We start from the raw sequence: 26,167 nt of genomic DNA on the forward strand, positions 1-26,167 counted from the left end.
CTCGACCCAGGGGAGGCGACGTCTTGCCGTACCGCGACAAGCTGGATGCTGCTTCGGGCACGGGGAAGCTGATCACCGTCCGCCGCTATCTCGATCCGGTCGCGGCCCAGATGGACCGCACGCTGCTCTCGGCCAACGGCATCGAGTCCCACGTGTTCGAGGCAGCGAGCTACAACCCGCTGCTGAGCGGCGCCGCCGGCGGCACGCAGCTGCAGGTGCGCGAGGGCGATCTCCAGCGCGTGGAGAGGCTCCTCGAGGTCCATCCCGGGGAGGCGGCCAGCAACGACGACGAGGAGGAGGCTGGCGGGGTCCGCTGCCCGCGCTGCGAGCTCGCCTACTGCTTCCACGAGCGCCTGCGCCTCGAGGGATCGAGCGCCGCCACCGCGCTCACGATCCTCGCCGCGCCGCTCCTGCTGTTCCTGCCGAGGCGCTGGCACTGCCACAAGTGCGGCCACGTCTGGGACGATCCGAAGGAGGGGCCCGCCGCGATGACGAAGCTCGAGGAGGGCGATCCGCGGCCGGTCTTCCGCCTGCGGCGCGCGCACTCGGGCATGGGCCTGTTCCTCGGCCTGTTCGCGGGCTTCTGCGGGGCGCTCCTGGTCACTGCCGCCCTGCCGCGCGCCGGTGGGGAGCTCGCCTTCGCCGTGCTCGTCGGGGCGCCCTTCATCGGCTGGGCCGTCGGTGGCTGGTGGCAGTACGATCTCTGCTCCGAGCCGGGCTGCCGCACGGCGCTGACGTCCGACCGGAGCGAGTGCCCGCGCTGCAGCGGCGCCATCGCCGGCGTCATTCGGTCGGCTGATGAGCACTACGCGGCGGCCGCGGATTTCCGGCGCGAGCTCAGCGCGCTGCGGGCGTCAGACCGGGCGCGCGAGGGCGAGAAGAAGAAGAGAACGAAGAAGCGGCCAGCCAGCGCTTCGGGTTGAGGACGAATGGCCGTGGCTGCCGAACACGCGGATCGCCGCGAACGGCGATCCCGCCGTTCCACGGTTTCGAAAAGCGCCCGGCGAGATTGACTTCCGGATCACGGTCGGATTTCCTGGCGCCCGCGTGGAGGAGGTCGCCCGCATGCCTGACAGCGCTCTCACCGCCGTGGTCGACGACGAGATCTGGACCCTGGACCGCCCCGTGTGGTTCAGCGGGGTACGGATGCGCGCCCGCACCACGGTCGTACGCCTCGACGACGGCAGTCTACTCCTTCACACTCCAGCCCCTCCCACCGATGGGCTGACAGAGCAGCTACGAGCCCTGGGCCCAGTGCGCTGGCTGGTGGTACCCAACTGCTGGCATCACCTCGGGGCACCCGCGGCGGCGGCCCATTTCCCTGACGCGAAGGTGGTGGGACCGGCGTCGGCGCTCAACAGGAACAAGGCGTTGAAACTCCACATGGATATCCACGACGCCCAGTTCGGCGAGCAGGTTCCCGAGTTCGAGGCCTTGCCACTTCAGGGCGTGCCGTTCTGGGACGAGACGGTGCTCTACCATCGGCCAACGCAAACCCTGCTCGGCGCAGACATCGTCCTTTGCGCCGGCGCCAAGGACCACTGGACTTTGCGTTACGCCGCGCGCATTACCGGCTTTTACGAGCGGGTGCGCGTACCCCCCGACGCCAGAAAGAAGATTCCGGATAAGGCCGCGGCCGCGCGCTCCATCCGCGCCATGCTGGAACGACCGGCCCAACGGCTCATCGTGGGGCATGCCGACGTCATCGAAGAAGGTTGGCGCGACGACCTCGCGCAAGCCTGGCGACTGGAGGGCGTGAAGGTGTAAGTTGACGGCGCCGCCTCCAAGCGGCGCTTGCCGAGCGCCAGCCCCGTCGATCGGGCGCCCGCCATCAGGCGCAGGGTGAGGCGCTCGCCCCGCACGCATCCTCGCCTCTCAACCAGCCGCTGCTCTCTGGCCCCTCCCTCGCCGGGCCCGCGCCGCTTAGCACTACTGCGGGAGGTCGCCCTGAGAAGCGAACCGCCTAGCCGCCAAGGGCGCCAAGAAACCAGGGGAAGAAGAGGGGGAATGCCAGGACGGCCCTCCCCTTCTTCTCTTGGCGGCCTCGGCGCCTTGGCGGTTTTTCTGCTGATCAGGGGCAACTTCCCGCAGTAGAGTTAGCCAGCCTCCGCGAGAAAGGCCGCGAGCTTCTCCGGGTTGCGGTGGGCATAGATCCCTCGAATCACGCCCTCGTCGACGCTCACGCTCACGGCGGCGATCAGGCGATCTTCGTCGTGGACCAGGAGCCCCGGGGAACCGTTGAACCACCGCAGCACGAAGCGGTAGCGGCCATCGGGATGCGCCGCGGCGCTCCAGACGCGGACGAAGAAGGTGCTCACCGCGTCCGCGCCGCGGAGCACGTGGGTCACCGTCTCGGCCTTGCCGCCCCCGTCCGCGTGGAGCTCCACGCCCTCCGCGAGCAGCCTGCGGAGCTCGTCGATCTGGCCAGCGCGGGCAGCATTCAGGAACGCTGTCAGGAGGCGCCGGTGCTCGGTGGACGACGCCGCGAACTTCGGCCGCGCGTCGCGGACCCGCGCGCGGGCACGGGAGGCGAGCTTCCGGCACGCTGCGCTCTCTTTGCCGAGCAGGGTGGAGATCTCGTCGAAGCTGTAGCCGAACACGTCGTGCAGCAGGAACGCGGCGCGCTCGTTCGGCGTCAGCCGCTCGAGGGCGTGCATCAACGCCACCGAGACGGTCTCGTCGATCTGCGGCTCCTCGTCAGGGCTCCGCGTGTCCTCCATCAACGGCTCCGGCAGCCATGTGCCCACGTACGTCTCTCTCCGGGAACGCGCCGATTGCAGCGTGTTCAACGCGATGCGGCTGCACACCGTGACGAGCCACGCGCGCGCGTCGCGGATCTGGTCGACGTCTGTCTGGCTCCACTTCAAGAACGTCTCCTGCACGATGTCGAGAGCGTCGGCGCGCGTGCCGAGCATCCGGTAAGCGAGCCCCTCGAGGAGGGGGCGGTGGCTCTCGAAAAGATGCGTTCGGTGATCCATGACGGTTACTCGATGGCGTTGGACATCAGCACGGCGAAGCGCCAGCCCTGCGCCGTCCGCCGGAAAACATGCGTGTACTTTTGCCGCGCGGCGAAGACGCCCGCGGCGCCGCCGCGCCGCATGGCCACCTCTTGCCGGCCCATCTCGACGGCCAGGTCGCCGCTCCCCTCGATCCGCTCCGGCATCTTCCTGAACGACGCGAAGCTCGCGCTCCGGAAGAGCTCCGCTTCGCACGCGAGGAACCGCTCGCGGCCGGAGACGACATCGTGCCCCGGGATCAGGAGCTGAATGTCGTCGGTGCAAAGCGCTGCGTAGGCCTCCGCGTCGCCCTGCTGGATGGCAGCAGCCTGCGCAGCCCGCAGCCCGCCGATCTCCCGGCGATCTTCCTCGGTGAACGGCCCGAGCCACACAGGCTCTCCAGGAGAGGCGAAGAGACGGTCGATCTCGGCCCGCGCGCTCGCGATGCGACGCGACCGAGAGACCTCGTCTCCGCTCATCCCCTCCAGCGAGATCACGTCGACCTTCGTGACGCCGATGAAGGCCAGTATCGCCCGCAGCGTGCGGGTCTGAAGCTCGTCCGCGGCGGCGGGCGAGGCGACGCCGCCGCGCGTCGTCACGACGGACGCCGACTTGCTGGTGAGTAGGCCCACGTAGCGCCCTTCTGCCTGCGCGAACGTACGGTCATTGCGGATGACGTGATCGAAGTACGCCTTGAGGGTCGATGGCAGCGTGAGGTTGTACAGCGGGCTGCTGATCAGCAAGTGATCGGCCGAGCTCAGCTCATCGATCAAGGCGTCGGACAGCACGAGGCCCTCGGGCGGCGGCCCCCCGGAAGGCGGCGGGGGCGCGAGAAACGCAGCGATGGTCGCGGCGTCGAGGTGCGGCACCGGATACCGGGCGAGGTCGCGAACGATGACGCGGCCGCCTGGATTCGACTCTGTCCAGCGTACCTGGAAATAGTCCGCCACGCTCCGCGAGATCGACCCTTGCGTGCGGGCGCTTGCATCTATCCTGAGCAGCTTCTTCATGTCCTCTCCGGGTGGGGTCCGCTCCCAGGACAAAGCAGCCCACCCGAATGTGACCGCCGGCGCAGCACGGACGCAGGCGCTCGGCTCGGCGCGTCAGGTCCGCCCGCTCCGCCAGGCACCCCTCGTGCCGGAGCCTTGCCGCTCGCCGGTGCCCGCGGGCTCGACCGACACCGCCTCGTTCACTTGCGCAGAGCGCTGGCGACCTGGCCGACGAGCGTGGCCCAGGGCATGTCGAGCGCGGCGTAGACGGCGCCCGCCTCCGGACGGCTGTTGTCCTTGAGGATCTCGACCATCAGGGTCGCGTAGTCGGACAGGATGACGCCGGCCTGCTGCATGCGGAACAGGCTCACGTCGTGCTTGGTCTCGCTGAACGTGCCGGAAGCGTCGACGGCCACGTAAGCGTCGAGTCCGCGCGCGACGGCCGTCATCGCCGGAAAGCCCGCGCATACCTCGAGCGAGATGCCGGCGAAGATCAGCTTCTTGCGGCCGGTCGCTTCGATGGCCCTGGCGACGCGCGGGTCATCGTAGGCGTTCACGGTCGAGCGATCGATGATCTCGATGCCGGGCAAGGCCTCGACGAGCTCGGGGAAGGTCGGCCCCCACATGCTGTCGCGCGCCGTCGTGGTGACGACGATCGGCAGCTCGAGCGACCTGGCAGCCTTCGCCAGGGCGACGACGTTGTGCTTCAGCTCGCCTGTCGAGTAGTCGCGGACGCCGGTCATGAGGCCGACCTGGTGGTCGACCAGGATGACGGCGGCATTGTCCTGGGTGAGCGGTTCGTACTTGCGCATGGTCATCGGGTCCTCGGTTCGTCTCCGGATCCCGGTGGGTCCGGAGCTTCGGGATCACGGCCGTTTGCCGTGACGACGGGAGGACTACCCGCTGGACGAACAACCCAAAAGACGTCAATTTTCGAACTCAGCGTCCGATCGGTTGGACGACGGGTGGAACATGCTGGATTTGAACGATTTCTTCCTGTTCGTGCAGGTGGTCGATCGGGGCGGATTCACGGCCGCGAGCCGCACGCTGCGGACCCCCAAATCGACGCTCAGCCACCGCATGCAGCAGCTCGAGAACAACCTCGGGGTCCGGCTCCTCAACCGCACGTCGCGCAAGTTCGGGACGACGGATGCGGGCGAAGAGTTCTATCGGCACGCGGTCAGCATGCTTCGCGAAGCCGAGCTGGCCGAGGCCACGATCCGCCAGCGCCTGGTCGAGCCGAGCGGCACGATACGCTGCACCGGCGGCGTGGCGACGATGCAGTTCGCGATGTCCGACATCGTCGCGGACTTCCTTGTGCAGTACCCGAAGGTCAACGTCGTCGTGCATGCGGTCGACCGCGCCGTCGACATCGTCGGAGAGAACTTCGACGTCGCCATCCGAGCGCACTCCGATCCGCTGCCGGACTCCAACCTGGTCCAGCGGACGCTCGCGCCCGCCCCCTGGTACCTGTTCGCCGGATCCGACTACCTCGACGAGAAAGGCGAGCCGCAGAGACCCCAGGACCTGCGCGAGCATCCATCGCTGTTCATGATGCGGACCGGGATCGATCCGGTCTGGCGGCTGCGCCACGTGCGTCAGGCGAAGAACGAGGCCGTGGTGCCGCTGACGCCGCGGCTGTCGAGCGACGATATGGTCGGCCTGCAGCAGGCGGCGATCCGAGGTCTCGGGATCGTCGCCCTGCCCGGCTACATCTGCCGGGCGGCCGTGAAGTCCGGCAAGCTGCGCCGGGTGCTGCCGAGCTGGATCGCGGGCGACTCCACGATCACCGCGCTCGTCCCCTACAGGCAGGGGCTGCTTCCCTCGGTGCGCGCCTTCCTCGATCACCTGGCGGCCGAGCTTCCGAAAGCCGTGCTGATCTAGGTCGTCCAACCAGCTGGACGCTGAGTCTCAAATTTGGCGTCTTTTCGGTCGGCGTTTCCCGCCCTAGATCCATGCCACGCGCGACACGTGGCTCCGCGCGGGCGGCGGAGCCATGTCCAACGATGGAGAACGACGATGTCGGAAACGCAGTTGCAGGATCATCGACGGAGCAAAACGGAGATCATCAAGCTCCCGTCCGAGGAGCGGCAGCGCGAAGCCGCGCTGCGCGAGCGGTTCGCCAGCTTCTGGGCGACGGCGACGGGAGACCGGAGAGCCGTCTACGATGCTTTCATCTCCGGCTCTCCTCTGACCAGCGACGTCACGCTCGAAGCTGTCGACGAGGCGGGCGTGCGGGGCTTTTTCATCCATCCGCAGCAGGCCGAGCCGAAGCGCGCGATCCTTTATTTGCACGGCGGCGGCTACGTCCTCGGCTCGGCGAAGGCATACCGCGGATTCGTCAGCCAGATCGTCAGCCGCACCAAGATCCCGGCGCTCGTCATCGATTATCCTCTGGCGCCCGAAGCTTCGCTGCCGGCCGCTCCTGACGCGGCGCGGACCGCATCCCTGTTTCTGATCGCCAAGGGCTTCGATCGCATCGCGATCGTCGGCGACTCCGCGGGCGGCGGCCTCACGCTCGTGACGCTGGCGGGTTTGATTGGGAAGCCCGCTGGTCCGGCGCCGGTCGCCGGCGTCGTGTTCTCGCCATGGGTGGACCTCTCCTTCACCGGCGCGTCGATGACGGATCCGGACATCGTCGATCCGTTGCTCGGCCACGACTACCTGCAGGACTGCGCCCGAAAGGTTGTCGGCGCCCATAGCCCCTCCGATCCGCTCGCCTCGCCGCTGTTCGGCGACCTGAAAGGCCTGCCGCCGCTCCTCATCCAGGTCGGCACCGACGAGCGCCTGCTCGACGATTCCAAGCAGTACGCCGATCGCGCGGCGAAGGCCGGGGTCTCCGTCGAGCTCCAGATCTTCGAGGGCATGCACCACGTCTTCCAGCTCGACGTAGCGCACCTCGAAACCAGCAGGAATGCGCTCGATCGCGCCGCCCGCTTCCTCCGCGACGCGTTCGATCGCGGCTGAAAGGAGCCCGTCAGAAAAGGAGAAACCTCAATGGTCAACGAAACCCAGAAATTCGACGTCGTCATCGCCGGCGGCGGATCCGCGGGCGCCGTGCTCGCGAGCCGCCTGAGCGAAGACCGGGACCGTCGGGTTCTTTTGCTGGAAGCTGGCCAGGCCTACACGCCGGCGAACACACCGGACGTGATCGCGGACGCGAACCGCGTGGGCGGCGATCGCGATCACGACTGGGGCTACCACACCCAGGATCACCTCGGGCTCGGTCACGGCGTGAACGCGATTCGCGGCAAGGTGCTTGGCGGCAGCTCGGGCGTGAACGCGGCGGTCGCGATCCGCGCCAGGCCGTCCGACTTCGCGCGCTGGGCAGCACACGGCGTCGAAGGCTGGTCGTTCGAGGACGTGCTGCCGATCTTCAAGGCGATGGAGAACACACCGGCCGGCGAAGACGCCTGGCACGGGCGCACCGGCCCCTTCCCTATCCGGCAGCGGACGATGGAGGAGAACACCCCGTCGATGCGCGCGTTCGTGCTCGCCGCGGAAAGGTGCGGCCTCGCGCGCGTCACCGATTTCAACGGCGCCGAGCAGCACGGGGTGTCGCCCTACACATTGAACGTCGTCGACGGCAAGCGGATCAACACCGGCATGGCTTACCTCACGGAAGACGTACGCCGCCGGCCAAACCTGACGATCAGAGGATGCGTCGAGGTCGACAGCGTGGTGTTCGAAGGCCGCCGCGCTACGGGCGTGCGTCTCGTCGGCGGCGAGACCATCGCGGCCGGTCAGGTGATCCTGTCGGCGGGCGCGTACGGCAGCCCCGCGATCCTGATGCGTTCGGGCATCGGCCCTCCGTCGCATCTGAGGGAGCTCGACATCCCCGTCATCGTCGAGGCGCCTGTCGGCCAGCGGCTGAAGGAGCACCCGTTCTACTACAACGTCTATGCGCTGAAACCCGAAGCCAGGTCGATGACGCCGGTCGCCGGCGCGATCCTCTGGACCAGGTCCAGCGAGGCGGGCGCGGACGAGCTCGACCTGCACATCTCCGGCACGCACATCTTCGATCCGGCCCAGAGCCCGACCGGAGGGGCGATCGTGCTGGCCTGCTCGGTGACGCTGCCGAAGTCGAAGGGATCGATCCGCCTGGCGAGCCGCGATCCCCGTGTGATGCCGCTGATACGCTTCAACTTCTTCGAGGACCGCAGCGACCTGCGGCGGATGATGGAAGCTGTGCGCCTGTCGCGCAAGATCGGCAAGACCGCGCCGTTCAGCGACGTTGTCGAGCTGGAGATGACCCCGGGCAACGACGTGCAGGGCGACGCCGCGCTGGAGAAGGCGATCATCGCGCAGGTCGACGGCTACTCCCACCCGACATCCTCCGTCCCGATGGGCGGACCGAACGATCCGGGCGCCGTCGTCGATGCAGGGGGCGCGGTCCGCGGCGTTGACGGTCTGCGCGTCGTCGATGCGTCGATCATGCCGGACATCATCTCGGCGCCGACGAACGTGACGACGATCATGCTCGCCGAAGCCATCAGCCGGAAGCTCTGAGGCGACGAGCACGCCGCGCCGACAAGAAGCAAGCCGCCGCCCGCCCCGGTGAACGGTAGTTTCGCCTGGCGGCATGCGCCATGGTGCGACGCGTGTCGCTCGACGCTGCGATCCACTCCCTTGCCGGCGATCCGCTCACCGACATCCTGCGGCTCACCCAGGCCACGTCGGTCATGGCCGGAGGCATCGCCGCCGGTGGCCGCTGGGCCGTCCACTTCCCGCCGCCCGGCGAGATGAAGATCTCGCTCCTCGCCAAGGGCGGCTGCTGGTTCCGCCTGGACGGCCACAAGAAGGCGATCCGCGGTGAGCCGGGGGACGCGGTGCTCCTGCCCGGGAGAAAGGGGTTCCTCGTCGGCAGCGATCTCTCGGCCCCGCCCCTCGACGTGAGGTGCCTGCTGGCCCAGAAGCGCCACCTCTTCTCCACCATCGGTGACGGCTCCGAGGTGCTGATCCTCGCCGGCGGCGTGACCCTCGATCCGCGCCACGCCGACCTCGTGCAGGGCGCGCTTCCCCCTTTTCTTCACGTGCACGCGACCGCACCCCAGGCAGCCCCCATCCGCTGGCTCATCGAGCAGCTGCTGGCGGAGCAGACCGCGCGCGGCGCGCCGGGCGCCTTCCTCTCGGCATCGATGCTGGCGCAGCTGCTGTTCGTCCAGATCCTGCGCGCCCACCTGGCCACGGCGCCACGCCTGCCCGCGGGCTGGCTGCGGGCCCTCCGCGACGAGCGGCTGGCGGCGGCGCTGCGCCTCCTGCACGGCGAGCCGGCGCGCGACTGGAAGCTCGAGGAGCTGGCCCGCGCCGCGGCGATGTCGCGCACCACCTTCGCCGTGCGCTTCAAGGAGGCCGCAGGGATGGCGCCGCTCCAGTACCTCACGGCGTGGCGCATGCGGCTTGCGGAGCGGCGGCTGCGGGACGAGGCAGCGCCGATCTCGCAGATCGCCGCCGCGCTCGGCTACTCGTCGGAGAGCGCCTTCAGCCAGGCCTTCAAGCGCGTCACCGGCAAGCGGCCGCGGGACTACCGCAACGAAGCATGGCGCTGAAGTTCGTCGATCGTTCCGTACGCTCGCGACAGTCATCGGCACGCTCGCGCATGGTGCGTTCGACAGGCCATCGCTATCGATGAGGACATGCGAACCGTGCTCGTCCTCGGCGGCACCGGGCTCACCGGCCGCCGCCTCGTCAACGTGCTGCTCCAGGAGGGGTTCCTGGTCCGCTGCGCCGTGCGCAACCTCGACGCCGCCCGCGCCAGACTGCCCGCCGCCGCCGAGCTCGTGCGCGGCGACATCGCCGACCGCGCCTCCATCGAGGAAGCGGTTCGCGGCTGCGAGGCCGTGTTCAACTGCGTGCACACGCTCTCGCCACAGAAGGGCGCCGCGCCCGGCGAGACCTTCGCGGACACCGAGGTGCGCGGCCTGGAGAACGTGGTGGCGGCCTGCCGGCTCCACGGCGTGCGGCGCGTGCTCTACGTGACCTTCCTGGGCATCACGCCCGACACGCGCTCGATCTGGGCACGCGGTCGCTGGAAGGCCGAGCAGATGCTGCTCGGCAGCGGACTCGACGTGACCATCCTCCGACCGGGGCAGATCGTCGGACGCGGCGGCTTCGGCTTCGACACAACGCTGGCCAACGCGCGGCGGCGCGTGGCGCTGATCCTCGGCAGCGGCCGGAACCGCATGCAGAACATCGCGCTCGACGATCTCGTCCATTACCTCGTGCGCAGCCTCGACGAGCCGCGCACCTTCGGCCGGGCCTTCGACGTGGGCGGCGACGAGGCGTTCACCACCGACGAGATGGTCGACGTGGCGGCCCGCGTGCTCGGCCGGCGCCCGCCGCGGAAGCTGCACCTCCTGCCCTGGCTGCTGGCGCCGTTCGCCGGGCTCTTCGAGCGCCTGGCGGGCCTGCCCCGCGGCGCCTTCGCCGACCTGCTGCTGGGCGTGGACGCCGACCTCGTCGGCGACGTGGGGCCGATCCGCGCCATCATCCCGCTCACGCCCATGCCCTACGCGCAGGCCGTCGAACGGGCGCTCGCCGCTGACGCCTGATAGGCGTCGATACCCTGTCGCTGAACCCGGAAACCTCGAAAAGGCAGGACGGGTATCGGCAAGTCCACCACCGCGGCCTCGCCCTCCTGGAAGGCTTCCAGCTGGATGCCATGCCGCCCGGCGACCACGACGGATCGCCCTGCCGCTCACGCTGGTCACCCTGGGCGCGAGTCCGGTCCGTGCCATGCTGCGCCCCTGCGCTGCTGGACCGAAGGACGCCTGACATGAGCCTGCAAACCACCCGCGACACCTGCCTTGCCCGCGACGCAAGCGACCCGCTGCGCCACCTGCGCGACGAGTTCGCGCTGCCGGACGATGTGATCTACCTGGACGGCAACTCGCTGGGCGCCCGCCCCAAGGCGTCGCTGATCCGTGCCAGGGAGGTGATTGAAGCGGAGTGGGGTGACGGCTTGATCCGTAGCTGGAACACGGCCGGATGGGTGCACTTGTCCCGCCGCCTTGGCGACCTCCTGGCTCCGCTGGTCGGCGCCGGCAGCGGCGAAGTGGTGGTCACCGACACGACGTCCATCAACCTGTTCAAGGTGCTGGCCACCGCCCTGCGCCAGCAGCAGGGCACCGCGCCCCAGCGCCGGGTGCTCGTGTCGGAACGCGACAACTTCCCCACCGACCTGTACATCGCCGAGGGCCTGACCGAGCTGCTGAAGATGGGCGGCGGCGCAGCCTACGAGTTGCGCCTGATCGACTCGCCCAAGGAACTGCCGCAGGCGATCGGCGACGACGTGGCGGTGCTGATGCTCACCCACGTCAACTACAAGACCGGCACCATGCACGACATGGCTGCAGTCACGGCGCTCGCGCACGAGGCCGGCGCGCTGACCGTGTGGGACCTGGCGCATTCCGCGGGCGCCGTGCCGGTCGACCTCCACGGCGCCCGCGCCGACTTCGCCGTCGGCTGCACCTACAAGTACCTGAACGGCGGCCCCGGAGCGCCCGCCTTCCTGTGGGTGGCGCCGCGTCATCAGGACCGCTTCTGGCAGCCGCTGTCCGGCTGGTTCGGCCATGCCCGGCAGTTCGCGATGGAACCCGCCTATGCCCCCGCCGACGGCATCGGCCGCTTCCTGTGCGGCACCCAGCCGATCACCGCGCTTTCGCTGGTGGAATGCGGGCTTGCCATCTTCCGCCATACCGACATGGCCGCGCTGCGCGCCAAGTCGCTGGCGCTGACCGAGCTGTTCATCCAGCTTGTGGAAGCCCGCTGCGGCCAGCATCCGCTGACGCTGATCACCCCGCGCGACGCCGCCCGCCGCGGCAGCCACGTCAGCTTCGAGCACCCGCAGGGCTACGCGGTGATGCAGGCGATGATCGCCCGTGGCGTGATCGGCGACTACCGCGAGCCGCGCATCATGCGCTTCGGGTTCACCCCGCTGTATACCCGCTTCGTCGACGTCTGGGACGCGGTGGACGCGCTGCGCGACCTTCTGGAGAGCGGCGCCTGGGACAAGCCGGAGTTCCACCAGCGCGGCGCGGTCACCTGATCCACCCGTAGCCTGAACGACAAGGAGCCACCCTCCCGCGGCCAGCGGGAGGAGGGCTCGCGCGAGTCCCTCGCCCACGGGCGCCAGCGCACCGTCCATTGATGCGCCGACGGTATCAATCGGCGCGCGTGGCGTATTGGCGCGCGCGCGCCGGTCGGCTCATACGACGGTCGTTCGGCGAGCGATGCGGGAGGGAAGCTGCCGTCGGCGGCGCCCCCTCGCCGGTGCCGAGGCTCGAAGAGTCGATGCGGACAGGTGGCCTGCGAGAGCGGCCCCATGCCAGCAGAAGGAGTTGTCCATGAAGGCTGCCGTGTTGAAGGCGTTTGGTGTTCCCCTTGCCATCGAGACCTTGCCAGACCCGATCCTGGGCACGGGGGAGGTCATCGTCGATGTCATGGCTGCCCCTGTGGTCTCCTACGCGAACGAAGCGTTCAGCGGCGCGCGGGGCTATTTGCTGGATCTGCCGCTCGCGCCGGGCGCCGGCGCGGTCGGCCGTGTGCGCGCCGTCGGACCGGACGCGACGCGCCTCACCGTCGGCGACTGGGTTTGCTGCGACCCTACCGTGCGGTCGCGCGACGATGCGGTGTCGCCGGACGTCTTGCTGCAGGGATGGACCGCGGCCGGCGAGGGCGGCTTGCGCCTGCAAGCGCATTTCCGCCATGGCTCCTTCGCCGAGCAGATCATGATCCCGACCGAGAACGCCGTCCGGATCGGCGCGATCGACGCGGCGGGCGCCGCGCGATGGTGCGCGCTCAACACGCTGCTCGTGCCGTATGGCGGGCTCCTCGCGGCGGACCTTCAGGCAGGAGAGACCGTCCTGATCAGCGGTGCCACCGGGAACTTCGGCAGCGCCGGCGTCGCGGTCGCCCTGGCGATGGGGGCGGGCTGCGTCATCGCGCCGGGCCGGAACGAAGCGGCGCTGGAGGATCTGGCCCGCCGCTTCGGTCCGCGCGTCCGCACCGTGAGGCTCGTCGGCAGCGAGGAGGACGACCGGAGCCGGATGGTGAAGGCGGCGCCGGGCCCCATCGACCGCGTGCTGGACCTGCTGCCGCCCTCGGCTGCCCCGGCCGCGGCGCGAGCCGCCGCGATGACCGTGCGACCGCACGGGACGATCGTGCTGATGGGCGGCGTCGCGGCCGGGCTGGAGTTGCCCTATCGGTACCTCATGCGCAACTGCATCACGCTGCGCGGCCAGTGGATGTATCCGCGCGAGGCCGCCGTCCGCCTGGTCGGCCTCATCCGGTCGGGTCTCCTGGCGCTCGACCCGTTCGACGTCACCGAGTTCGGCCTGGATCGCGCGAACGAGGCCGTCGCGCACGCCGCCGGCCATCGCGGTCCCTTCAAGATGACCGTCATCCGGCCCTGATCGGGGCGCGCCGCCTCAGGCGAGCTCCGCGGCGTCCCCGCCGAGGCTCGACGCGACCTCCACGGCGAGCCGCACGAAGCGCGCGACCTCCTTCGAGCGGCACGCGTCCGGCCACGCCACGTACAGCGTGCTCGCCGAGATCCCCGCCATCCTCACGTACTTCACGTCATGACGCGCGTAGAGCGTGGCGCTGGAGGCGGGGACGAACGCGATGCCCTGGCCCAGCGCCACGGCCTCGAGGAGCTGGCTCGCGTCGCGGACGACCGGGCCGCGAGGCGCGTCCTCGTGCCTGTCGACGGCGGCGCGGTACGCGGCGAGCTCCGCGCTGGCCGCGGGCCACACCGGGACGGGATCTCGCGCCAGATCTCCGCGGCGCAGCACGCGTCTGCCCGACAGCGGATGAGCCGCGGCGAGCGCGACGCAGCGGGGCTCCGTGAACAGGGGCTCGGCGTCGATGCCCGGCGCGGTGATGGGCCCTCGCAAGAACGCCACGTCGGCGCGGCCGTCGGCGAGCATGGCGGTTTGCTCTCCCCAGCCGCTGACGACCACCTCGACGCGAACCGGCGATCCCGAGCGCTCGTAGTGGTCGACGAGCCGGCGCAGCAGGCGCCCGCCGTTCCCGGGCTTGAGCGCGACCGCCAGGTGGGCGCGCGGGAGGCCCGCGCGCGCCGTCCGGCGGGCCGCGGCCGAGACAGCGTCGAGGACGTGGCGCGCCTGCTCGAGCAGGACGACCCCCGCCGGGGTGAGGGACACATGGCGCGTCGTCCGGTGGAGCAGGCGCGTCCGCAGCTTGCCCTCGAGCTGCGCGATGGTCCGCGAGAGCGGGGGCTGGGCGATCCCCAGGCGCTCGGCGGCGCGACGGAAGCTCCGCTCCTCGGCCACGGCGATGAAACGCCGGAGTTCGGTGGGCTCGAGATCGAGTTCCACGGACACCGGGGCATCGTATCCCGGCCGCGCCCGCGCGCAACGGCGGTGGGGCCCGCGCGAGGGCGTCAGGGCTTTCGGGCTCGCGCGCTCGGCGCGGCGACGGGCGAGGGCTTCATCTCACCTCGCCCGCCGCTTCACGGCATATCCGTACGGGACCGGCCAGGTCGGCTCCGCCTCGAGCTCCTGCTGGGCCTTGATCGCCCAGTAGGGCTCGCGCAGCAGCTCCCGGCCGACGAACACCAGGTCGGCGTCGCCGCCCGTGATGATCTCGGAGGCCTGTCGGGGCTCGGTGATCAGCCCGACCGCGCCGGTGCGGATCCTCGCCTCCTCGCGTATCCTCTGCGCGAATCCGACCTGATATCCCTTGCCCACCGGGATACGGGCTCTCGGGACCAGGCCTCCGGAGGAGGCGTCGATGAGGTCGACCCCGAGGTCGCGGAGGCGGCGCGCGAGCTCCACCGAAGCATCGATGTCCCAGCCGCCCTCGGCCCAGTCGGTCGCGGAGATGCGGACGAAGAGCGGGAGATCCGCCGGCATGTGCCGGCGAAGGCGATCGGCGACGCGCAGGAGGAGGCGCATCCGGTTCTCGAGGTTGCCGCCGTAGGCGTCCGCCCTGTGATTGCTGAGGGGCGAGAGGAACTCGTGCAGCAGGTAGCCGTGCGCCGCGTGGATCTCGAGCACGCGGAAGCCCGCGCCGAGCGCCCGGCGCGCGGCCGCCTCGAACGCGTCGACCACGGCGTCGATGCCCGCCTCGTCGAGCGCCCGCGGGGCCGGATCCCCCTCGGCGAACGGCAGGGCGCTCGGGGCCACCACCGCCCAGCCGCCCTCCTCCGGTGTCTTGAGCCGAGCGCCGCCCCGCCAGGGCACATCGCAGCTCGCCTTCCGGCCGGCGTGCGCGAGCTGAATGCCGGCGATCGCGCCCTGGGCCTCGACGAACCGCGCGATGCGCGCGAGCGGCTCGGCGTGCGCGTCGCTCCAGATGCCGAGATCGGCCGGCGTGATCCGGCCGTCCGCCGTCACCGAGGTGGCCTCGACCATCGCGAGCGCCACGCCGCCGACCGCGCGGCTGCCGAGGTGGACCAGGTGCCAGTCGTTGGCGAGCCCCCCGCGAGCCCAGTACTGGCACATCGGGGACATCACGACGCGGCTCCGGAAGCGGACGCCGCGGATCGTGAGCGGGCTCAGGAGGTCAATCTCGGGGATGTCGCGGTCGTGCTCAGCGTCCGCCAGGCAGCCGTGGAGCAGGCCGCCGACGTCCTCGGTGACGGCGCTCGTCGCGTCGGTGATGTGCATTCCGGTCCTCCGGTGGAGGGCCCGAGAGGGGCCGTGAGGGTCGCCCGCGCCCGCGTTGCAACGATGCTGCCACGACGGTGCTGCGCGCCACGCCCGAGATCGGCGGCCGCTGGCTGCTACCGAGAGCGACTCCCTGGGGAGCGCGACGCTCGGCGAGCGTCCCGGTCATCGCCCCGATTGACGGTCGGGCCGCGCTCGTCGGCGCGGGGGCGCCCGACGGCGCGGAGCCAGGCGGCCGCGCCGATCGCGAGGGCGGCGAGCGGGGCGCTCCACCCTGGGCCGCCGGCGGCGGGCGGCGCCGCGCTGCAGCGGACCTGCTGATCGTCGGCGCACTCGGGCGAGAACCCGTGTGGAGGGATGGGGTTGCAGGTCGACGCGGAGAGATCCCGAGGGGGGTAGATCTGGCAGATGCCCGCGATGTCGTCCTCGTGGAGCGTCCGGAAGTTCATCGGGTCCGACCTGTCGTACCTCGAGTGCATGGTCGCCTCGGGGCCGGCCATGCTGTGGTCGAGGCCCAGGAAATGCCCGGCCTCGTGCGTGACGATGGCGAGCAGATCTTCCCTCGGCGCGGCGGAGTCGTCCCCGACGGTGAAGTCGTAGAGATCGCTGTTGATCTCCATGTCGGCCCCCCAGAGCTCACCGGTCTTCCTGTCGAACTGCACCGTCGTGAGCGCGAGCATCTCGGTGTTGTGCCCCGAGCTCGCGAGCCACTCCATATCGCGGAAGACGACGACGTTGGCGTTACCCGGCACGAGGCCGTCGACGATCCTCGTCTTGCCGTCCCTGGCATTGAGCTCCACCGCTCCACAGGCGACGGGCCCGAGGTTCTGGACGCGGAGCCCCGGCGTTCCCCCGTCGCAGGGCGCCTGCATCCACGTGTCGAACGCGACATCGAGCACGTCGGAGATCTCCTGGTAGGAGATCTCGCTGGACGCGTCTTCCTGGATGCTGAAGCCAATGCAATCGCCCGCCCAGCGGAGCGGCTTGCAATCGCCGACCGGCTGGTCGTCCTGTAGGCAGAGCTCCGACCTCTTGCAGGTGTTCGAGCGGCAGTAGGCCGACGCCTGCTGCGCGCTCGCCAGCACGGCGAGCGCGGCCGCCACGCAGGAGCACCATGCACGCTTCATCGACATCGACTCCTCCACGATCGGTTGACCCTATGGCGACGGTAGCAGCGCGCGGCGGCCGCGTGGGGATTTCGCCGGCGGCGCCCTTGCCGCCCGCTGGCCTTCCGCCATCCTGAGCGCGATGGGGCGTGCTCGTGGGTGAGGCGGGCGGCGGAGCCGATCCGGCGCAGGGCGGCGCGGCTCCAGCGCAGGGCAGCGCGGCGGCGCAGGACAGCGCGGTCGCCGCGCAGGGCGGCGCGACGGCGCCGAGCTTCCTGTGCGACGCGATGCTGGGCGGCCTGTCGCGCTGGCTGCGCGGCGCGGGCTACGACGCCATGTTCGAGCACGGCATCGACGACGGCGATCTCGTGCGCCTCGCGCAGCAGACCGGCCGGGTGCTGCTGAGCTCCGACGCCGGCGTGTTCGAGCGGCGTTCCCTGCGCACCGCGGCCGTGCGCGGGCTCTACGTGCCGCGCGGGCTGCGGCCGACGGAGCAGGCCGGCTTCGTGCTGCGGGAGCTCGGGCTGCCCGTGCGGGACCCCCGCTGCATGGCGTGCGGCGGCGCGCTCACGTCTGCCCCGAAGGACAGCGTCCGGGATGCGGTGCCGGCGGTGGTCGCGGATCGCCACGACGAGTTCTGGCGGTGCGACCGCTGCGGCAAGGTCCTTTGGAAGGGCAGCCACTGGGATGGCATCGTCGCCGGCTTGGCCACCGCGGCCGGCGCCGCCGCAGCCGAAGCCCCGGCTCCACCGCCGAGCGGCCGCAAGCCTCCGCCCTGACGCGGCGGGCAGGCAGGATCGATTCGCCGGCCAGAACCGCCCGACGACGACTAGGTCGCTCGCCCGGGCGTCGCGAGCCGATCTGCCCCCCGTGGGCTTGCGACATTCCCAGGAGCGGCGCATGGAGCGCCCGCACGGCGGCGGTGCCCCCGATTGTCGCAGGAGAGAGCGCATGAGATCGCTTGCGGCTCTGATGTCCGAGAGGGTTGTGCGTCTCATCGAGGAAGACGAACCGGATGGCCTGCGACTGGCACCCGGGCACGTCCTGCTGCGCACGCTCGAAGTCGGCGTGTGCGGAACCGACCGAGAGATTGCGGCGTTCGCCTATGGGTCGGCACCGGCAGGGACGGACCGGCTCGTGCTGGGACACGAGGCCCTCGCGGAGGTCGTGCGCACCGGCGCGGGCGTGGCTCGCGTCCGACCCGGAGATCTCGTGGTACCGACCGTGCGACGTCCCTGCAACCGAATCGAGTGCCTGGCTTGCCGCGTCGGGCACCAGGACTTCTGCACGACGGGACAGTTCGTCGAGCGCGGCATCTCGGGAGCAGGCGGCTTCATGACCGAGCTCTTCGTCGAGGAGGAACGCTACCTCGTCCCCGTCCCTCCGGCTGTCGGAGAGCTCGGCGTCCTCGTCGAGCCGCTGAGCGTCGCGGCCAAAGCGTTCGCCCAGCTCGACGCCATCCTGGCCCGCCTGCCATGGGACAAAGACAGGGCGCAGGCCCTGGTCCTCGGCGCCGGACCGATCGGCGTGCTCACGGCGATGGGCCTTGTCGTGAAGGGCTACCGGACCGTCGTCTTCTCGAGAGAGCCGGATGACGACGATCGGGCCCAGATCGTGCGCAGCATCGGCGCCGACTACGTGTCGAGCGAGTCCACCGACATCCACGGACTCGCGAGCCGCATGGGTCGGTTCGATGTGATCGTCGAAGCGGTCGGCGTGCCAGAATTCGCGTTCCGGACGCTCCCCGCGCTGGCGGTGAATGGCACGTTCATCCTCACAGGCGTCCCTGCGCCGAGGCCCGAGTTCGCCTTCGACGGCGCCGGTCTGATGCACAACTTCGTCATGCAGAATCAGGTGATGTTCGGGACCGTGAACGCTGACCACGCCTCGTACGAAGCCGCCGTTCGGATGCTGGAGCAGTGCCTGGTCCGGTTCCCCGACGCCGTGCGCCGCGTGATCGCGCGACGGGTTGCGCTCGACGAGGCGCCGGCCTTGCTGCGAGCAGCGGGGGGCGGCGTGAAGACGGTGATCCAGATCGGAGAGGCCTCGACGAAGGCGCGCGACGGAGGGCTTCCGGCTCCCGGACGGGGCGCGGCGCGATCGGCCTCTGCGGGAGCGAGGGAGCGGTGAACCAGAGGCGAACGCTGCGAAGTCAAGCCTGGTGGGACGACGCGGGCAATCCGGAGATGACGGCGCTGTACCTCGAGCGCTTCCTGAACTTCGGGCTGACCCGCGGAGAGCTCCAACGCGGGCGCCCCATCATCGGGATCGCCCAGACGGGGAGCGACCTCGTGCCGTGCAATCGCCACCACCTGAGCCTGGCGGACCGCGTCAAGGACGGCGTGCGTGACGCCGGTGGGATCCCGCTGGAGTTCCCGGCGCACCCGCTCCAGGAGACGGGCAAGAGGCCCACTGCAGCCCTCGACCGGAACCTCGCGTACCTCGGGTTGGTGGAGGTGCTCTTCGGCTACCCGCTCGACGGCGTCGTGCTGACGACGGGCTGCGACAAGACGACGCCGTCCTGCCTGATGGCGGCGGCGACGGTCGACCTCCCCGCGATCGTCCTCTCGGGCGGGCCGATGTTGAACGGGTATTACCAGGGAAGGCTCGCCGGCTCGGGGCTCGTGGTCTGGGAGGCCCGCAGGCTGCTGGCGGCTGGCAAGGTGAGCTACGCGGAGTTCATGGACATGGTCGCCGCGGCTGCGCCCAGCGCGGGGCACTGCAATTCCATGGGAACGGCATTGTCGATGAACGTCCTCGCCGAGGCCGTCGGTATGACGCTGCCAGGGTGCGCGGCGATCCCGGCGCCCTACCGGGAGCGGGCGCAGATGGCGTACGCTACTGGACGTCGGATCGTGGAGATGGTCCACGAGGACCTGACGCCGAGCGCGATCATGACCAAGGCCGCGTTCGAGAACGCGATCGCCGTCGCCTCTGCGATCGGCGCATCGACCAATTGCCCGATCCATATGAATGCCATCGCGCGCCATGTCGGGGTCGACTTGACCGACGACGATTGGCAGAGGGTGGGGCAAGACGTCCCCTTGCTCGTCGACTGCCAGCCCGCCGGGCGCTTCCTGGGGGAGGACTTTCATCGCGCGGGCGGGGCCCCCGCGGTCATGAACGAGCTGCTCCGCGCGGGCCGCCTCCACGCCGACGCTCTCACGGTATCCGGACGAACCGTGGGTGACAACGTGGCCAGCGCCGTCGCCACCGACCGCGACGTGATCCGACCGTACGAGGCCCCCCTGCGCAGCGCGGCGGGAGTGCTCGTCATGAGCGGGAACCTCTTCGACTCGGCCGTCATGAAGACGAGCGTGATCTGCGATGCCTTTCGCGACCGCTACCTGTCGGATCCAGAGCATCCGGATGTCTTCGTGGCGCGCGCCGTCGTGTTCGAGGGGCCGGAAGATTACCACGCTCGCATCAACGACCCGTCGCTCGGGATCGACGAGAGCTGCATCCTCGTCATGCGCAATACGGGGCCGGTAGGTTATCCCGGCTCCGCGGAGGTCGTGAACATGCAGCCCCCCGACGCGCTGATTCGACGTGGGCTGACGTCGCTGCCCACCCTCGGAGACGGCCGCCAGAGCGGCACCTCGGACAGCCCCTCGATCCTGAACGCGTCGCCCGAGTCCGCGGTGGGAGGGGGCCTTGCGCTGCTCCGGACGGGGGATCGCATCCAGATCGATCTGCGGCGGCGCCGCGTGGACGTGCTGCTCTCCGACGCGGAGCTCGACCAGCGCCGCAAGTCCCTGAAGCTGCCGCAGCTCGAGAGCCAGACTCCATGGCAGGAGATCTACCGGAGCACGGTCGGTCCGCTGTCCAGCGGCGCGTGCCTCGAGCCTGCCCTTCGGTACCAACACCTGGTGCAGCTTCGCGGGCTGCCTCGTCACTCCCACTGAACGGCTTTGAAAACGGAGGTGAACCCCATGAGCATGGAAAGGACGGGGCCGGTCGTCGTGCTGGACTACGATTTCGGCGACATTGACGTCGAGCGCTCTCTCCTGGAGCCGGCCGGCTTCGAGGTCGTCGCCGCGCAGTGCAAGACCGAAGAGGATGTCGCGGCTGCCGCCCACGACGCCGTCGGCGTGCTCACGCAGTACGCGGAGGTCAAGGAGCGAGCGATCTCGGGGCTCCGGCGCTGCCGGGTCATCGCTCGGTACGGCACGGGAGTCGACACCGTCGACGTCGCGGCGGCGACAAGGCGCGGGATCCGCGTGACCAACGCGCCGAACGACTGGTGCGCCGACGAGGTCGCCGATCACGCCGTGGCGCTCCTGCTCACGCTCGCCCGCAAGCTGCCCGCCTACGATCGCGCCACGCGCCGTGGCTCCTGGTCCTGGCAGGATGGCCGGCCGATCCACCGGATACGGGGAGCGACCCTGGGGCTCCTGTCGTTCGGTGCGATCGCCCGGGGTATCTCCGCCAGGATGGCGAGCTTCGGCGCGCGAATCATGACGCACGATCCCTTCCTCGACCCGGACGAGATCCGCGCCGCGGGCGCCGCGCCGGTGCCCTTCGGCGAGCTCCTCGAGCGCTCCGACTACCTCGTCCTCCAGGCGCCGCTGACGACCGAGACGCGTGGTCTCATCGGGGAACGCGAGCTCCGGCGCATGAAGCCGACGGCGATCCTCGTGAACACCGCCCGCGGCCCGATCATCGATGACAGCGCGCTCTACCGGGCGCTCAAGGAGGGCTGGATCGCGGGCGCCGGGCTCGACGACATCGCCGAGGAGCCGGCCAAGCGGCGCGACTGGAAGCCCACGAGCCCGCTCCTCTCGCTCGACAATGTCGTCATCACGCCCCACGCCGCATACTACTCGGACGAGTCGATCGAGTTCGTCCGACGGTTCGCGGCCAACGAGATCGTCCGAGTCCTGTCCGGACAGGAGCCGATGTCGCCCGTGAACCTCATGGCCGCTTGAGGCCGTCGCCTCGTCGACGCCAGCAGGCACGATGGATGCCTCCGAGGGAGGCGTCCATGAAACAATCAGCCCTGAACCAGTCAAAGGAGCTGTGGGCCGACGTGAGTGTACCGATCCGTAACGGGATGGTGCACTGGCCGGGCAACCCCGAGGTAAAGATCGTCCAGACGCAGGATCTCGAGCGTGGCGATCCCGCGACCGTCTCCCATCTCTCGCTGGGCACGCACACCGGCACGCACGTCGATGCTCCGGCTCATTTCATCGCCCGTGGGGCGGGCATCGACCGCGTTCCGCTCGAGCGGCTCATCGGGCCAGCGCGCGTCCTCGATCTCGGAGAGATCGATCGCATCACGCCGGCCCACCTCGATCCCGCCGACATCCGCCCCGGCGATCGCGTCCTGTTCAAGACGGGAAACTCCGCGCACTGGGACGAAACGCAATTTCGCTCGGATTACACCTATCTGTCATTCGAGGCGGCCAGTCACCTGGTCGAGCGAGGCGCCTGGACCGTGGGGATTGACTATCTGTCGATCGGAGGCATGGATCGCGGGGCCGAAACGCACCATGTCCTGCTCGCCGCCGGGGTCTGCATCATCGAAGGGCTGGATCTCTCGCGCGTCGAGCAGGGTTGGTACGACCTCGTCTGCCTGCCGCTGCGCCTCGAGGGTATCGACGGCTCTCCTGCCCGGGTCGTCTTGCGCGGCGGCGATCGGAGAGGTCGGAGAACGAGGCGGCGCTCGAGAAGCAGCGGTGACCGGGCGTCGTTTTGCCGCAAGGAGGCTGGCTATGGAGGTTGCGAACATTCGTGATGTGCCGATCCCGGCGAGTCGAGTCGGCCTCGGGACCTGGGCCATGGGCGGGTATCAATGGGGCGGCGCCGACGACGACATGTCGGTTCGAACGATTCACGCGGCGCTCGACCTCGGGATCAACCTGATCGACACAGCGCCGGCCTACGGGTTCGGGCACTCCGAAGAGGTCGTCGGACGGGCCGTCGCCGAGCGGGGTCAGCGCGACCGGGTCGTCCTTGCGACCAAGGTGGGCCTCGAGCGCCGCGGAGACGCGCTCTTCAGGAACGGGACGCGAAGGCAGATCTTCGAGGAGATAGAGCTCTCGCTCAGACGGCTGCGCACCGATTACATCGATCTCTACCAGGTTCATTGGCCGGATCCGCAGACCCCCTACGAGGAGACGGCCAAGGCCCTCCTCGAGCTCCAGCGCGAAGGCAAGATCCGCGCGATCGGCGTCTCCAACTATTCGATCGACGCGATGCTCCGGTTCCGCGCCGTCGCGCCGATCGCCTCGGCCCAGCCGCCGCTGAACCTCTTCGAGCGGCAGGCGGAGGGCGACATCCTGCCCTGGTGCCACGACAACGGGGTCGCCACGCTCACGTACGGCGCGCTCTGCCGCGGGCTCCTGAGCGGCGCCATCGACGAGAAGACCGCGTTCCAGGGGGACGACCTCAGGAAGACCGATCCGAAGTTCCAACCCCCGCGCTTCGCGCAGTACCTCGAAGCCGTGAGGCGCCTCGAGCGATTCGCGCGTGACCGCTACGCTCGGAGCGTGCTCGCGCTCGCGGTGCGCTGGGTGCTCGACCAGCGGGGTGTCTCGGTGGCTCTCTGGGGCGCGCGACGACCGGATGAGCTCGCGCCGATCGGCGATGTGATGGGCTGGCATCTCGACGACGAAGCCCGCGCTCACATCGACGCCGTGCTCGCCGAGACGGTGCGCGATCCGGTGGGTCCCGAGTTCATGGCGCCGCCGGAGCGCCGAGAAGCCATGGCTCCGGCAGCCTGACCCCTACCCACGCCAGAAGTCCGGTCATCTCTGGCCGGGCTTCTGGCGGGCAGAGCGGGTCGCCGTCACGTGGGTTCGAGCTGGTCCGAACTCCCTCCGCCCCCGAACCCCTCACGCCGCTCTCGCCCCGGGCTCCGGGCGCGCTCGACCGAAGGCGTCGCTCCTGTCCCAGCGCCCAGGGATCTCGAGGAGTCGAATCTCCCCGAACTCGCCAGGGACCGCCGGATCGACGAGCAGGCGATCGCCCATCGGCTCCAGCCCGAGCACAGCGCGCAGAAAGAGCATGGGAGCCCCCGTGGCCCAGGCCTGCGGGCTGCACGCGGTCGGGTACTCGACCGGAAACTTCGTGAGCTCTCGTGGATATCCAGCGAACGCCTCCGGCAAGCGGTAATGAAAGAACGGAGCCGCGGCCAGGTTGCTCGTCGCGATGCGCCCCGCCTCCACCCTGAAGCCGTAGCGCCGGAGCCCGAGCGCGATGAGCGAATTGTCATGCGGCCAGACCGTGCCGACGTGATACCCGATGGGATTGTACCCGCCCTCGTCGTCGGCCATGGTGCGCACGCCCCAGCCGCTGAACAGACGAGGGCCGACGAGGTGCTCGGCCACCCTCTCCGCCTTGGACGTCTCGACGATACCGCTCCAGAGCAGGTGGCCGATGTTGGACGTCAAGGAATCGACCTGGCGCTTGTGGCCATCCAGAGCGAGCGCGAAGAACCCGCGATCGTCGATCCAGAAGTCTTGATTGAATCGACGCTTCAGCTCCGCCGCCTCTCGCTCCAGGCGCGCCGCGAGCTCGGGGTCCCGCCAGAGCTCACGAGCGAGCCGGGCGCTCCGCACCTTCGCGTCGTAGACGTAGCCCTGGATCTCACAGCACGCGAGGGGCCGCGGCGCGAGCGTTCCATCATGAAATACGATGGAATCCCACGAGTCTTTCCAGCACTGGTTCTCCAGTCCAGTCTCGGGGTTACGCGTGTCGTATTCGACATACCCGTCGCCATCGCGGTCGCCCCACTCGTCGATCCATCGAAGAGCGGCGCGCGCGGTGTGCTCCATGGCCAGGACGAGCTCCGCGTCGCCGGTCCAGCGTTCGTACTCGTCCAGCAGGACCAGAAAGAGCGGAGTCGAGTCCGCAGAGCCGAAATAGGGGGAATGGGGCCGCTCTTCGAAGGCGGTCAGCTCGCCCCATCGAACCTCGTGGAGGATCTTCCCTGGCTCCTCGTCGCGGAAGTCGTCGCGGCGGCTGCCCTGCCGGCGCGCGAGGTAGCGGAGCGTGGAGCGCGAGAGCTCGGGGACGAAGGGCAACGCTTGCAGGCTCGTGATGATGCTGTCGCGGCCGAACGCCGCCATGAACCACGGCAGGCCAGCGGCCGGTATGGCGGCGTCCGGCATGAGCTTGGAGAAGAATCGAAGCGCGGCGAGGTCGATGAGGCTCCGCTCATAGGTTCGTGCGAGGGCGTCGTTCGAGGTGATGAGCCGTGGCGCCCTGTCGATCCAGCTCTCGAGGCTGGTGCCGATGTTCGGGCGCGCGTGGTTCTCGCCATGGGCGTACTTCACCCGGCTGTGCCGCTCCTCCAGGCCGTCGATCGCCGCCAGGACGTCGAGGCAGGTGCTCCAGGTGCCGTGCGGCTCGATGTGCACCCGGAACGTCAGACCGGTCGGATCGACCTGCGCGGGCTGCGAGGCGGAGATCCATGTCTCCCGCACGAACCGCTCGCGACGGTATCCGAGGACGAGCCGCGCGTCTTCGAGGCGGTGATAGCGCTCGCCCTTCTTCTGGAGCATGTCCTTGACCTCGAACAGATCGGCAAAGTCGGCGGCGGCCTGGATGCGGACCTCCAGGTCGACGGGGGCCTTTCCGTGGTTCATGAGCAGGAGGTCCTCGTGGAACCCATCGCCCGCGAACCGGGTTCGGACGATCGACAGGGTCGATTCGACGTACATCGCGGCGGGCCTCGGGACGAGGAAGAACTGAGCCTGGAAGTACTGCACGTCGTCGGTGGACAGCGCGGCCGGGACGATGCCGTCGATCGTCAGGATCCATTCGGAGAGAAAGCGCGTATCGAGGTGAAAGAGGCCGAGCGGCCGGTTGACGGAGTGTTCGATGTTGCCACGCACGTCGCTGACGACGAAGGTGCCGCCGTCCAGGATGCTCACTTGCCGTTCCATGTGCCCCTCCGATTCGGGTGACGAGCCTTCAGCGCGCCGCCTCGAGAGTCTGTTCGTCCCCCGGGCAGAAGGCGCTCTGAAACATCTGTGCGACGGCCATGTCTCCTCGCACGCCGACGCGGCCCTGCATGATCGCCGTGATCAGGTTCTGCTCGCCGCGCAGGATCCTCAAGAAGTCGTCGAGCGAGCACGAGAGCTGGCAATCCTCGCTCGCGCTCTCGGGCGCGATCCCGAATTCCCCATCGTTGACCTCCACGACGACCCGCTCGTCGTCGCTGAACTCCAGGGCGCAACTCTTCCGTGTTCCTCGCAGACGGGCGTCGCGCCGCCCCGCCACGAGGGCATTGATGAGCTTTCTTGCTTGCAGCATGACAGATCCGTGTGTCCGGGTTGCCAAGTACACCTTCGCGCCTCCGGCGAGGCAAGGGGCGTGCCCATCCGCGTGCTGTGGCGGAGCAGCTCCCGGCGGATTGCCAATTTGGAGCATGAGCGAGCAAACGTGGTGGGGCACGGCGCTGCGGACGCGGATCGGATCAGGCAGTCTGGGCGGCG

At 69.7% G+C, this 26,167-nt stretch carries 23 protein-coding genes; 15 read left to right on the top strand and 8 right to left on the bottom strand.

From position 1 onward, the window contains the following. The first annotated feature begins 23 nt into the window (after positions 1 to 23). Entirely contained in the window at positions 24 to 923 is a 900-nt protein-coding gene (locus tag POL72_RS13855; protein ID WP_272095668.1) for a putative signal transducing protein, read from the top strand. 142 nt (positions 924 to 1,065) lie between these two features. Beyond that, a complete protein-coding gene (locus POL72_RS13860) occupies positions 1,066 to 1,767 on the top strand; it encodes a DUF4336 domain-containing protein (protein ID WP_272095669.1) in 702 nt (233 codons plus the stop codon). A 329-nt stretch (positions 1,768 to 2,096) separates the two neighbouring features. Here POL72_RS13860 and sigJ read toward each other — a convergent pair whose 3' ends face one another. The 3 genes from sigJ to POL72_RS13875 form a co-directional block, all read right to left on the bottom strand. Next, positions 2,097 to 2,978 carry an RNA polymerase sigma factor SigJ gene (gene sigJ / locus POL72_RS13865; protein ID WP_272095670.1) on the bottom strand — a complete coding sequence of 294 codons (882 nt, stop codon included), beginning with the start codon at positions 2,976 to 2,978 and terminating at the stop codon, positions 2,097 to 2,099. A gap of 5 nt (positions 2,979 to 2,983) precedes the next feature. Continuing rightward, on the bottom strand, positions 2,984 to 4,006 hold the full coding sequence (locus tag POL72_RS13870) for an NAD(P)H-dependent oxidoreductase (protein WP_272095671.1): 1,023 nt from the start codon (positions 4,004 to 4,006) through the stop codon (positions 2,984 to 2,986). A gap of 179 nt (positions 4,007 to 4,185) precedes the next feature. Then, positions 4,186 to 4,797 (bottom strand): isochorismatase family protein, encoded by a 612-nt coding sequence (locus tag POL72_RS13875; protein WP_272095673.1) that lies wholly within the window; start codon positions 4,795 to 4,797, stop codon positions 4,186 to 4,188. A gap of 160 nt (positions 4,798 to 4,957) precedes the next feature. Here POL72_RS13875 and POL72_RS13880 point away from each other — a divergent pair, with 160 nt between their 5' ends. From POL72_RS13880 to POL72_RS13910, 7 genes are all read left to right on the top strand, one after another. Next, positions 4,958 to 5,869 (top strand): LysR substrate-binding domain-containing protein, encoded by a 912-nt coding sequence (locus POL72_RS13880; protein WP_272095674.1) that lies wholly within the window; start codon positions 4,958 to 4,960, stop codon positions 5,867 to 5,869. Between the two features lie 135 nt (positions 5,870 to 6,004). Further along, a complete protein-coding gene (locus POL72_RS13885) occupies positions 6,005 to 6,952 on the top strand; it encodes an alpha/beta hydrolase (protein ID WP_272095675.1) in 948 nt (315 codons plus the stop codon). Between the two features lie 30 nt (positions 6,953 to 6,982). Beyond that, positions 6,983 to 8,494, top strand: coding sequence for a GMC family oxidoreductase (locus tag POL72_RS13890; protein WP_272095676.1), 1,512 nt, complete (start codon positions 6,983 to 6,985; stop codon positions 8,492 to 8,494). A 92-nt stretch (positions 8,495 to 8,586) separates the two neighbouring features. Then, complete coding sequence (locus tag POL72_RS13895) at positions 8,587 to 9,534, top strand: AraC family transcriptional regulator (protein ID WP_272095677.1); 948 nt, start codon at positions 8,587 to 8,589, stop codon at positions 9,532 to 9,534. An 87-nt stretch (positions 9,535 to 9,621) separates the two neighbouring features. After that, on the top strand, positions 9,622 to 10,536 hold the full coding sequence (locus POL72_RS13900) for an SDR family oxidoreductase (protein WP_272095678.1): 915 nt from the start codon (positions 9,622 to 9,624) through the stop codon (positions 10,534 to 10,536). 224 nt (positions 10,537 to 10,760) lie between these two features. Beyond that, entirely contained in the window at positions 10,761 to 12,032 is a 1,272-nt protein-coding gene (gene kynU / locus POL72_RS13905) for a kynureninase (protein ID WP_272095679.1), read from the top strand. A gap of 298 nt (positions 12,033 to 12,330) precedes the next feature. After that, entirely contained in the window at positions 12,331 to 13,398 is a 1,068-nt protein-coding gene (locus POL72_RS13910) for a zinc-binding dehydrogenase (protein ID WP_272095680.1), read from the top strand. 15 nt (positions 13,399 to 13,413) lie between these two features. Here POL72_RS13910 and POL72_RS13915 read toward each other — a convergent pair whose 3' ends face one another. The 3 genes from POL72_RS13915 to POL72_RS13925 all read right to left on the bottom strand — a co-directional run bounded on the left by POL72_RS13915 (position 13,414) and on the right by POL72_RS13925 (position 16,751). Further along, a complete protein-coding gene (locus POL72_RS13915) occupies positions 13,414 to 14,331 on the bottom strand; it encodes a LysR family transcriptional regulator (RefSeq protein WP_272095682.1) in 918 nt (305 codons plus the stop codon). Positions 14,332 to 14,442: 111 nt separating this feature from the next. Next, positions 14,443 to 15,618 carry an NADH:flavin oxidoreductase/NADH oxidase gene (locus tag POL72_RS13920; RefSeq protein WP_276596446.1) on the bottom strand — a complete coding sequence of 392 codons (1,176 nt, stop codon included), beginning with the start codon at positions 15,616 to 15,618 and terminating at the stop codon, positions 14,443 to 14,445. 116 nt (positions 15,619 to 15,734) lie between these two features. Then, on the bottom strand, positions 15,735 to 16,751 hold the full coding sequence (locus tag POL72_RS13925; RefSeq protein WP_272095683.1) for a matrixin family metalloprotease: 1,017 nt from the start codon (positions 16,749 to 16,751) through the stop codon (positions 15,735 to 15,737). Between the two features lie 122 nt (positions 16,752 to 16,873). Here POL72_RS13925 and POL72_RS13930 point away from each other — a divergent pair, with 122 nt between their 5' ends. From POL72_RS13930 to POL72_RS13955, 6 genes are all read left to right on the top strand, one after another. Then, positions 16,874 to 17,503 carry a Mut7-C RNAse domain-containing protein gene (locus POL72_RS13930; RefSeq protein ID WP_272095684.1) on the top strand — a complete coding sequence of 210 codons (630 nt, stop codon included), beginning with the start codon at positions 16,874 to 16,876 and terminating at the stop codon, positions 17,501 to 17,503. A gap of 193 nt (positions 17,504 to 17,696) precedes the next feature. Next, positions 17,697 to 18,854 (top strand): glucose 1-dehydrogenase, encoded by a 1,158-nt coding sequence (locus tag POL72_RS13935; RefSeq protein ID WP_272095685.1) that lies wholly within the window; start codon positions 17,697 to 17,699, stop codon positions 18,852 to 18,854. Further along, a complete protein-coding gene (locus tag POL72_RS13940) occupies positions 18,851 to 20,629 on the top strand; it encodes an IlvD/Edd family dehydratase (protein WP_272095686.1) in 1,779 nt (592 codons plus the stop codon). Before POL72_RS13935 ends, POL72_RS13940 begins: the two co-directional genes overlap by 4 nt. A gap of 27 nt (positions 20,630 to 20,656) precedes the next feature. Then, a complete protein-coding gene (locus POL72_RS13945; protein WP_272095687.1) occupies positions 20,657 to 21,652 on the top strand; it encodes a C-terminal binding protein in 996 nt (331 codons plus the stop codon). 56 nt (positions 21,653 to 21,708) lie between these two features. Beyond that, the gene (locus tag POL72_RS13950; RefSeq protein ID WP_272095688.1) at positions 21,709 to 22,461 is read left to right on the top strand and encodes a cyclase family protein; all 753 of its coding nucleotides are present in this window, start codon (positions 21,709 to 21,711) and stop codon (positions 22,459 to 22,461) included. Beyond that, positions 22,439 to 23,449, top strand: coding sequence for an aldo/keto reductase (locus tag POL72_RS13955; RefSeq protein WP_272095689.1), 1,011 nt, complete (start codon positions 22,439 to 22,441; stop codon positions 23,447 to 23,449). Before POL72_RS13950 ends, POL72_RS13955 begins: the two co-directional genes overlap by 23 nt. A 111-nt stretch (positions 23,450 to 23,560) precedes the next feature. On the opposite strand, the gene POL72_RS13960 is transcribed toward POL72_RS13955, so the two are convergent. Beyond that, positions 23,561 to 25,615, bottom strand: coding sequence for an amylo-alpha-1,6-glucosidase (locus tag POL72_RS13960; protein WP_272095690.1), 2,055 nt, complete (start codon positions 25,613 to 25,615; stop codon positions 23,561 to 23,563). A 28-nt stretch (positions 25,616 to 25,643) separates the two neighbouring features. Beyond that, entirely contained in the window at positions 25,644 to 25,985 is a 342-nt protein-coding gene (locus POL72_RS13965) for an SCP2 sterol-binding domain-containing protein (protein ID WP_272095691.1), read from the bottom strand. Positions 25,986 to 26,167: the final 182 nt, after the last annotated feature.

It is taken from the genome of Sorangium aterium (genome assembly GCF_028368935.1).
In the GTDB taxonomy this organism is placed as follows: Bacteria; Myxococcota_A; Polyangia; order Polyangiales; family Polyangiaceae; genus Sorangium; species Sorangium atrum.

Excerpts from the sequence above, each read along its gene's own strand:
- POL72_RS13945 (WP_272095687.1), top strand. The coding sequence starts at position 20,657 with ATGAGCATGGAAAGGACGGGGCCGGTCGTCGTGCTGGACTACGATTTC.
- POL72_RS13935 (WP_272095685.1), top strand. The coding sequence starts at position 17,697 with ATGTCCGAGAGGGTTGTGCGTCTCATCGAGGAAGACGAACCGGATGGC.
- POL72_RS13875 (WP_272095673.1), bottom strand. The coding sequence starts at position 4,797 with ATGCGCAAGTACGAACCGCTCACCCAGGACAATGCCGCCGTCATCCTG.
- POL72_RS13910 (WP_272095680.1), top strand. The coding sequence starts at position 12,331 with ATGAAGGCTGCCGTGTTGAAGGCGTTTGGTGTTCCCCTTGCCATCGAG.
- POL72_RS13965 (WP_272095691.1), bottom strand. The coding sequence starts at position 25,985 with ATGCTGCAAGCAAGAAAGCTCATCAATGCCCTCGTGGCGGGGCGGCGC.
- POL72_RS13960 (WP_272095690.1), bottom strand. The coding sequence starts at position 25,615 with ATGGAACGGCAAGTGAGCATCCTGGACGGCGGCACCTTCGTCGTCAGC.
- POL72_RS13925 (WP_272095683.1), bottom strand. The coding sequence starts at position 16,751 with ATGTCGATGAAGCGTGCATGGTGCTCCTGCGTGGCGGCCGCGCTCGCC.
- POL72_RS13880 (WP_272095674.1), top strand. The coding sequence starts at position 4,958 with ATGCTGGATTTGAACGATTTCTTCCTGTTCGTGCAGGTGGTCGATCGG.
- kynU (WP_272095679.1), top strand. The coding sequence starts at position 10,761 with ATGAGCCTGCAAACCACCCGCGACACCTGCCTTGCCCGCGACGCAAGC.
- POL72_RS13920 (WP_276596446.1), bottom strand. The coding sequence starts at position 15,618 with ATGCACATCACCGACGCGACGAGCGCCGTCACCGAGGACGTCGGCGGC.
- POL72_RS13885 (WP_272095675.1), top strand. The coding sequence starts at position 6,005 with ATGTCGGAAACGCAGTTGCAGGATCATCGACGGAGCAAAACGGAGATC.
- sigJ (WP_272095670.1), bottom strand. The coding sequence starts at position 2,978 with ATGGATCACCGAACGCATCTTTTCGAGAGCCACCGCCCCCTCCTCGAG.
- POL72_RS13950 (WP_272095688.1), top strand. The coding sequence starts at position 21,709 with ATGAAACAATCAGCCCTGAACCAGTCAAAGGAGCTGTGGGCCGACGTG.
- POL72_RS13890 (WP_272095676.1), top strand. The coding sequence starts at position 6,983 with ATGGTCAACGAAACCCAGAAATTCGACGTCGTCATCGCCGGCGGCGGA.
- POL72_RS13860 (WP_272095669.1), top strand. The coding sequence starts at position 1,066 with ATGCCTGACAGCGCTCTCACCGCCGTGGTCGACGACGAGATCTGGACC.
- POL72_RS13900 (WP_272095678.1), top strand. The coding sequence starts at position 9,622 with ATGCGAACCGTGCTCGTCCTCGGCGGCACCGGGCTCACCGGCCGCCGC.
- POL72_RS13955 (WP_272095689.1), top strand. The coding sequence starts at position 22,439 with ATGGAGGTTGCGAACATTCGTGATGTGCCGATCCCGGCGAGTCGAGTC.
- POL72_RS13870 (WP_272095671.1), bottom strand. The coding sequence starts at position 4,006 with ATGAAGAAGCTGCTCAGGATAGATGCAAGCGCCCGCACGCAAGGGTCG.